The organism is Methanoregula sp., assembly GCF_052325125.1.
In the GTDB taxonomy this organism is placed as follows: domain Archaea; phylum Halobacteriota; class Methanomicrobia; order Methanomicrobiales; family Methanospirillaceae; genus Methanoregula.
In genome coordinates this window covers 35,920-42,115 of record NZ_JBKQWO010000010.1, presented here as the reverse complement: position 1 = coordinate 42,115, position 6,196 = coordinate 35,920, and the positions used below count along the sequence as shown (strand labels likewise).

Sequence of the window (6,196 nt, the reverse complement as noted above, 5' to 3'; positions counted from 1 at the left end):
TTCCCCATCACAAGCAACTTCGGTGTCTCCACCCTCATCGCCGTCGGCTTCTCCCTCATCGGCGCCATATTCATCATGCCCGCCGTGCTCTCCCTTATGGGCCAGTTCACCGAGTGGATGGAAAAGAGAAGGTCTGCCTCGCAGAAGCTGGACAATGGAGATTCCTCATAACCGTATAAGAAATAACCTGCCATTTCCGAAAAAAAGCCCATACGCTTCCTCCATGAGGCCGTATGAAGCAACTTCTCTTTTTACCCGAGGACCCCCATCGTCCTTACATTCCTTTCCCATGGATCCATCTTCTATTGGATAGCATGATATTTATGGACAAATAACCCTCTAAAGCAAGAGTATCACCACATGAATCCCACCACTCTTACGGTCTCACTCATCCAGATGGAGGTCCGGCCGGACCCGGATGAGAACCTCAAAACGGCACTTGCACGTGTCGAGACTGCCGCACAGAGCGGGGCACAGATCATCTGCCTGCCCGAATTGTTCCGTACCCGTTATTTTCCGCAGCAGATAGGATTACACGTTGATCAGTTTGCCGAGGACGTCCCCGGGGAATCGACACAGGCATTTGCCAGGCTCGCCCGGCAGTACGCTGCAGTCATCATCGTCCCGGTCTTTGAACGATCGCTATCCGGACGATTTTACAATACAGCGGTTGTGATCGATGCAGATGGAGGTATGCATGCACCCTACCATAAGGTCCACATCCCCCAGGACCCGAAATTTTTTGAAAAAGGCTATTTTTATCCCGGAGAGCACTATGCCGTGCATAACACCCGTTATGGCAGGATAGCTGTTCTCATCTGCTACGACCAGTGGTTCCCCGAAGCGGCGCGATGCGTGGCCCTTGAGGGGGCAGAGATCATTTTTTATCCTACCGCAATCGGTAATCCCTGTACTGAGCCCCCGGGCGAGGGGGACTGGCAGGAGGCATGGGAGCTGATCCAGCGCAGCCATGCCATCGCAAACAGCGTACATGTGGCTGCTGTCAACCGGACGGGACGGGAAGGAGATATCCGGTTTTTCGGGGGATCGTTTGTCTGTGATGCGTTCGGAAAACTCCTCGCCCGTGCCGGCGATAAGGAAGAGATCATTCTCACCCGTGTCGATCTGGGGATGAACGAATCAATCAGGGACTCATGGGGGTTTTTCAGGAACCGTCGGCCAGACACCTATGGCACCATCTGTTCGCGGGTGCCGGAGCACAATGCGATGGCCCCCATACCCCGTAAAGGTGATACTCCCCGGAAACTGGGTTTTTTCATGCCCGCGGAGTGGGAGCCGCACGATGCGGTCTGGCTCTCGTGGCCGCACAATAAAAACACCTTCCCGAACCTCAAGATGGTGGAGGAGGGATATGTCAGATTTATTGCCGAGGTCGTACGTTCAGAACGCGTAGAAATCTTCGTTCCCACGCCGCTGGTAAACAGGATGGTAAAAACACGCCTGAGAAGCGCCGGTGTTGACCTGTCCCGGGTTACGATACGGACGATCACCTATTCTGATGTATGGATCCGTGATTATGGCCCGACGTTTGTAGTGAACCCGGCCATCAGGAAATCCGCGATGGTCCGCTGGGAGTTCAATGCATGGGGCAAAAAATACGAAGATCAGATTACCGACGGGCAGGTCCCGACGGATATGAACCGGTGGCTCGATCTGCCCGTCTTCCGGCCCGGAATTATTCTCGAAGGGGGTTCGATTGATACCAACGGCAGGGGGACGGTACTGACCACCCGGGCCTGCCTCCTCAACCCGAACCGGAACCCGGAACTTACCCGGGAGGAAATCGAAGTCTATCTCAAAGAATACCTCGGGGCTGTAAAGATTGTCTGGCTGAACCGCGGTGTTGCCGGCGATGATACGGACGGCCATATCGATGATATCGCCCGGTTCGTTTCGCCATCAACCATCATCTGTGCATATGAAGAGAACCCTGCTGATGAAAATTACGCGGTTCTCAAAGAAAACTATGAGATCCTGATGCATGCAACCGATCAGGAAAACAATCCATTCACCATTGTAAAACTCCCCATGCCGGCGCCTGTTACCAGCGGGGACGAACGGTTCCCGGCGAGTTACACGAATTTTTATATCGGGAATACCGTGGTGATCGTCCCGGTATTCGATGACCCCCATGACGAGGAGGCACTCCGTATCCTCCAGGATCTTTTCCCGGATCGGACCGTAACCGGGATAAACGCACGTGCAATGGTTGAAGGGTTCGGGACGTTCCACTGCGCCACCCAGCAACAACCCCGGCCGTGAACCTTTTTTACCTGAAACTTTTTTGTAAAGGTGGCAGGTGCTTTCCTGAATCAAGGGTGCAGGCAACTTCTCCTTGTGCTTCCCTCCGGAGAACCTATAAAAAAATGAGTGTCGTATTATCAGGGACTTTCGCAATCGGGTATGTTGCAGGATTTTTTGTGAGCATAGTGCTTGCGCTTTTTGTCTGCACCGTATTTATCGTATCAGTCCGCACCTGAGGCCGCTGCAGGACCCAGAGATGCGGATCGATTTTCCGTAAACGGGTTGCCCGCCTAAACGCCGTGACACCGCTGCAACCAGCACGGCAACATCACGTATGCCCTTTGTAAGATTACGCCGGTTTTTTCTGGCGCAGGACTGCAATAATTTCCTTGATATCGGGAACGCTGTGAACCGGGTAGACCTTGACAAACAGTACCCGCTGGTTCTCGTCAATGATAATGTTCGCCCGCTCGGAGAACCCGTTTGCTTCCCTGAAGATCCCGTACGTCATGGCAACACCGCCATGAGGCCAGAAATCACACAGCAGGGGAGTATGGGTGATCCCGAGGTGTTCAGCCCATGCTTTCTTGCACGGGACGGAATCGACGCTGACCCCGATCGGGATGGTATCGAGCGATGCAAGAAGATCCCGGTTTTCTTCAAGCGACTGCATCTGGGCGGCACAATATGACGTCCATGCGAGGGGGTGAAACGAGGCAAGAACCCGTTTGCCTGACTGTTCAAACAGATCAAAGGTCTTGTCGTTCTGATCTTTAAGCGAGAAATTCCGTGCCGGATCACCGGTCCGTATCATGGGCTGCCGTTCCATTTGTCTCACCAATACAATCCGGATTACCTGCATTGGATATGAGTGTTCGCATCCGGGCCGCAGCGAACCTCTTTCGATCTCCATTTCTGGTATGTTTATCCCCTCCAGCCCACAATAAAAGGTATCGCAGATGCGACCGGATCTTTCTCCCGCTCCATTTACAGGATATGCTGCAATGAGTATGCAGAGCACAACACCCCAACCCCCGCAGGACCCCCAGAACCTATCATCCCCCCAGGCTGCCGGCCCGATCCCGCTCAACTTCTGTATTATTCTTTCCAGGGATGGCAGGATCGACCGGCTTATCGACCGCCAGCTCAAAGAATACCTTGCGACAGTTCCTGAGGCAAGTATTGCCTGGATTGATTATAGCACAAAGAACAATACAGAGGAGATCGAGCAGATCGCCCAGATTGCCGGGTTCACGAAACTGCCGATTCCCAAGCTCTCGACCGGTTTTTACTCGGCATACGAGGACTACGACACGGAACTGGGTATCATGCTCCCCTCCGTAACCATGAAGGGCGACAACATGACCGTCCATCCGCTCTTCGTCCTGATCCGCGAAAATTTTATCCTGACTGTCCATTCCGAAGATATCAACCGCCTGCTCCGGTTCTCGCGGTATGCCCAGCCATTTTTCAAGCGGATCAGTTCCAAGTGCACGTGCGACAAGATCACCCTGATGCTTGAACGGATTATTGATGAAAACAATGACCGTAATTTTGAGTACCTCCGGGAGATCGAGATGCACGGCGATGCGATCAGCAAATCGCTGATCGAAGAGAACATCGCAAAAAGACAGATCGCCCACCGGATTTACCGTATGAAGCACGTGCTGATCGATTACCTCAACGTGCTCTGGGCGACAAAAGACGTAATAAACTCACTCCAGTACGGGGATGCTGACCTTATTACAAACGATGAGAAACTGCTGGGCCGGATCGGGATTCTTTCCGACAATATCGAGCGCCATATCGAGCTCTCAGAGCAGATGTCAAACGTGCTCGCTTCAGGTCTTGAAGTGATGCAGAGTATCTACAACAACCAGCTCCAGAGTCTCAATAACCGGTTTGCTCTCGTGACCGCGTACCTTACTGTGCTGGGCACTGCATTTCTGGTCCCCAATACGATTGCCACGATTGCGGGCAGCGGGATTATGGAAGGCCATATGGCAGAACAGTAGTGGTACCTTCCGCTCCTCATCGTGTCAACGATCGCAGCAACTGCCACGTCATTTATCTGGGTCGTGCACGTCTGGAAATCGAGGAAAGAGGAAGTTTAGCCTTCTTTTTAGGGAGGTCTTCCCGCTTGATCTGCGAAAGTTCGGGCTCAAACCACGTCCCGATACACTGCCTGACCACCCCGAGGCCAGCATCGCTGTCGAGGAAGATCGCCCCCACAATGGCTTCCACGGTGTCGGCAAGGATCGTCTCTTCTCCCGATTGCCAGAGGTCTTTTTCCCCGCGCCCGAGCCGGATGAACCGTTTGATCTTCATGCGCCGGCCGATTTTTGCAAGACTGTGATTGTCCTCAAGCTGTTCTTTTGTCCGGGTTATGGCTCCCTTTTCCTGAAGACCTCTCTCCATTAAAAACAGGATAAGGCTGGTCTTGAGTACCGCGTCACCGAGAGTACTATAGGCTTCCTGGGTAAGGCAGATCCGGTTTTTCTGGATCAATTCATTTGCGTAGGCCGGGTGGGTCAGCGCCCGGATCAGGTGCTGCCGCTCAAAAAAATGGTACCCGATAATCCTCTCGATACTCTGCAGATCGTCCTTTTTTTCCATAATCCTCACTCAGCCGTTAGCGGATAACGACATAAATACCTCGGCCTCTTTGGATGGGCCGACCGGGTTTTTTGAGCGGGCAGGGCAGGATCAGCCAACCATATCCTGTTTCCCGGGCGTCTGCTGGAGCGCAAGCGCTGCCGAGTTCATGCAGTAGCGTTTGCCCGTGGGCGGAGGGCCGTCATCAAAGACATGCCCAAGGTGGGCCCCGCACCGGGCGCAGAGCACTTCGGTGCGTTCCATGCCGTGGGATCTATCCGCATTTGTGCGGGCATTGAGCGACGAGACCGGCGCAGAGAAACTCGGCCAGCCGGTGCCGGAATCGAACTTGGACTCCGATAAAAAGAGTGCCGTGCCGCAGCAGGCGCACCGGTAGATGCCATTCGCCTTGCAGTCATGGTACTTGCCGGTGAATGCATACTCGGTTTCCTGCTTTCGTGCGACCGCGAACTGCAACGGGGTCAGCTGTTCCTGCCACTCGGCATCGGTCTTTACCACCGGGGCTACCTCTTCTACCCGACCGGTTTCCGGGTTGAAGATCGGGATGTTACCGGCCTCTCCTGCTGCTGCATGTGCCGTTCCGTGATTCATTTCTGGAGTCTCCTCCCCACCATGAGGATGGAGGCTGCGGATGATAGACTTTCTGATGCTGACACGGATACGGGGTATTTACGGGGTATTACATTCCAAAGAAACTGAGGATGCGGCGTTTGGGGTCTTTATAGAAGATTCTCGCCCCGTCCTTGATGTTCCGGACGTCCTCGATGGTATAGAGAAGATCCGGGTATTCCCGGGAGATGATGGAGAGCAGCCGGGAAAGCTCCTTTCTTGGGACGATCATAAAGATGATACTGACGGTGCCGGAGAAACTACCGGTACCTTCTATCCGGGTCATGCCATAGCCCAGCGTGGAGAGGCGGGACATGAGAGTTTGCGGTTCGCCGGGAGTGATGAGCCGGACGATCACGAACCCGATCGAGATAAGGTTCTCGATCGCCATGCCAAGCACCGTCCCGATACCGTAGCCTGCGAGATAGGCAAAGAGATTCCAGAACTGCATCAAGTCAGTGAGGACAAGTCCGGTAGAGATCAGCCATATCCCGGTCTTGACTATCCCGACATATGCTGCGAGGTTTGCGTGTCCCTTGCTGATGTAAATCGTCCTGACCGACTCAAGGCTTGCCTCGGCAATCCGGGCGAAAAAGATAAGGAGGGGTATAGCTGCTGCTGCCCAAAAAATACCGATATCCATGCGTCGTTTCGCTCCTGACTACAATAATCGAACCGGATCGGTTGTATAAGTTGCGGAAGGATC

General features: G+C 53.7%; 6 protein-coding genes. 2 read left to right on the top strand and 4 right to left on the bottom strand.

From position 1 onward, the window contains the following. Nucleotides 1-360: 360 nt before the first annotated feature. Nucleotides 361-2,283: an agmatine deiminase family protein gene (locus ACLQMU_RS02435; RefSeq protein ID WP_443673520.1), complete on the top strand. Its 1,923-nt coding sequence runs from the start codon at nt 361-363 to the stop codon at nt 2,281-2,283. A 331-nt stretch (nt 2,284-2,614) separates the two neighbouring features. Here the strand turns inward: ACLQMU_RS02435 and ACLQMU_RS02430 are convergent, their stop codons facing one another. After that, nucleotides 2,615-3,094: a redoxin domain-containing protein gene (locus ACLQMU_RS02430; protein ID WP_422149360.1), complete on the bottom strand. Its 480-nt coding sequence runs from the start codon at nt 3,092-3,094 to the stop codon at nt 2,615-2,617. Nucleotides 3,095-3,275: 181 nt separating this feature from the next. On the opposite strand from ACLQMU_RS02430, the gene ACLQMU_RS02425 reads away from it, so the two are divergent. After that, the gene (locus ACLQMU_RS02425) at nt 3,276-4,280 is read left to right on the top strand and encodes a CorA family divalent cation transporter (RefSeq protein ID WP_443673519.1); all 1,005 of its coding nucleotides are present in this window, start codon (nt 3,276-3,278) and stop codon (nt 4,278-4,280) included. Between the two features lie 52 nt (nt 4,281-4,332). Here ACLQMU_RS02425 and ACLQMU_RS02420 read toward each other — a convergent pair whose 3' ends face one another. The 3 genes from ACLQMU_RS02420 to ACLQMU_RS02410 form a co-directional block, all read right to left on the bottom strand. After that, entirely contained in the window at nt 4,333-4,881 is a 549-nt protein-coding gene (locus ACLQMU_RS02420) for a ribonuclease III domain-containing protein (protein WP_422149356.1), read from the bottom strand. A 90-nt stretch (nt 4,882-4,971) separates the two neighbouring features. Further along, the gene (gene msrB / locus ACLQMU_RS02415) at nt 4,972-5,472 is read right to left on the bottom strand and encodes a peptide-methionine (R)-S-oxide reductase MsrB (protein ID WP_424039209.1); all 501 of its coding nucleotides are present in this window, start codon (nt 5,470-5,472) and stop codon (nt 4,972-4,974) included. Nucleotides 5,473-5,560: 88 nt separating this feature from the next. Continuing rightward, nucleotides 5,561-6,133 (bottom strand): DUF2179 domain-containing protein, encoded by a 573-nt coding sequence (locus ACLQMU_RS02410; protein WP_422149354.1) that lies wholly within the window; start codon nt 6,131-6,133, stop codon nt 5,561-5,563. Nucleotides 6,134-6,196 lie beyond the last annotated feature (63 nt).

Excerpts from the sequence above, each read along its gene's own strand:
- ACLQMU_RS02435 (WP_443673520.1), top strand. The coding sequence starts at position 361 with ATGAATCCCACCACTCTTACGGTCTCACTCATCCAGATGGAGGTCCGG.
- ACLQMU_RS02430 (WP_422149360.1), bottom strand. The coding sequence starts at position 3,094 with ATGGAACGGCAGCCCATGATACGGACCGGTGATCCGGCACGGAATTTC.
- ACLQMU_RS02425 (WP_443673519.1), top strand. The coding sequence starts at position 3,276 with ATGCAGAGCACAACACCCCAACCCCCGCAGGACCCCCAGAACCTATCA.
- ACLQMU_RS02420 (WP_422149356.1), bottom strand. The coding sequence starts at position 4,881 with ATGGAAAAAAAGGACGATCTGCAGAGTATCGAGAGGATTATCGGGTAC.
- msrB (WP_424039209.1), bottom strand. The coding sequence starts at position 5,472 with ATGAATCACGGAACGGCACATGCAGCAGCAGGAGAGGCCGGTAACATC.
- ACLQMU_RS02410 (WP_422149354.1), bottom strand. The coding sequence starts at position 6,133 with ATGGATATCGGTATTTTTTGGGCAGCAGCAGCTATACCCCTCCTTATC.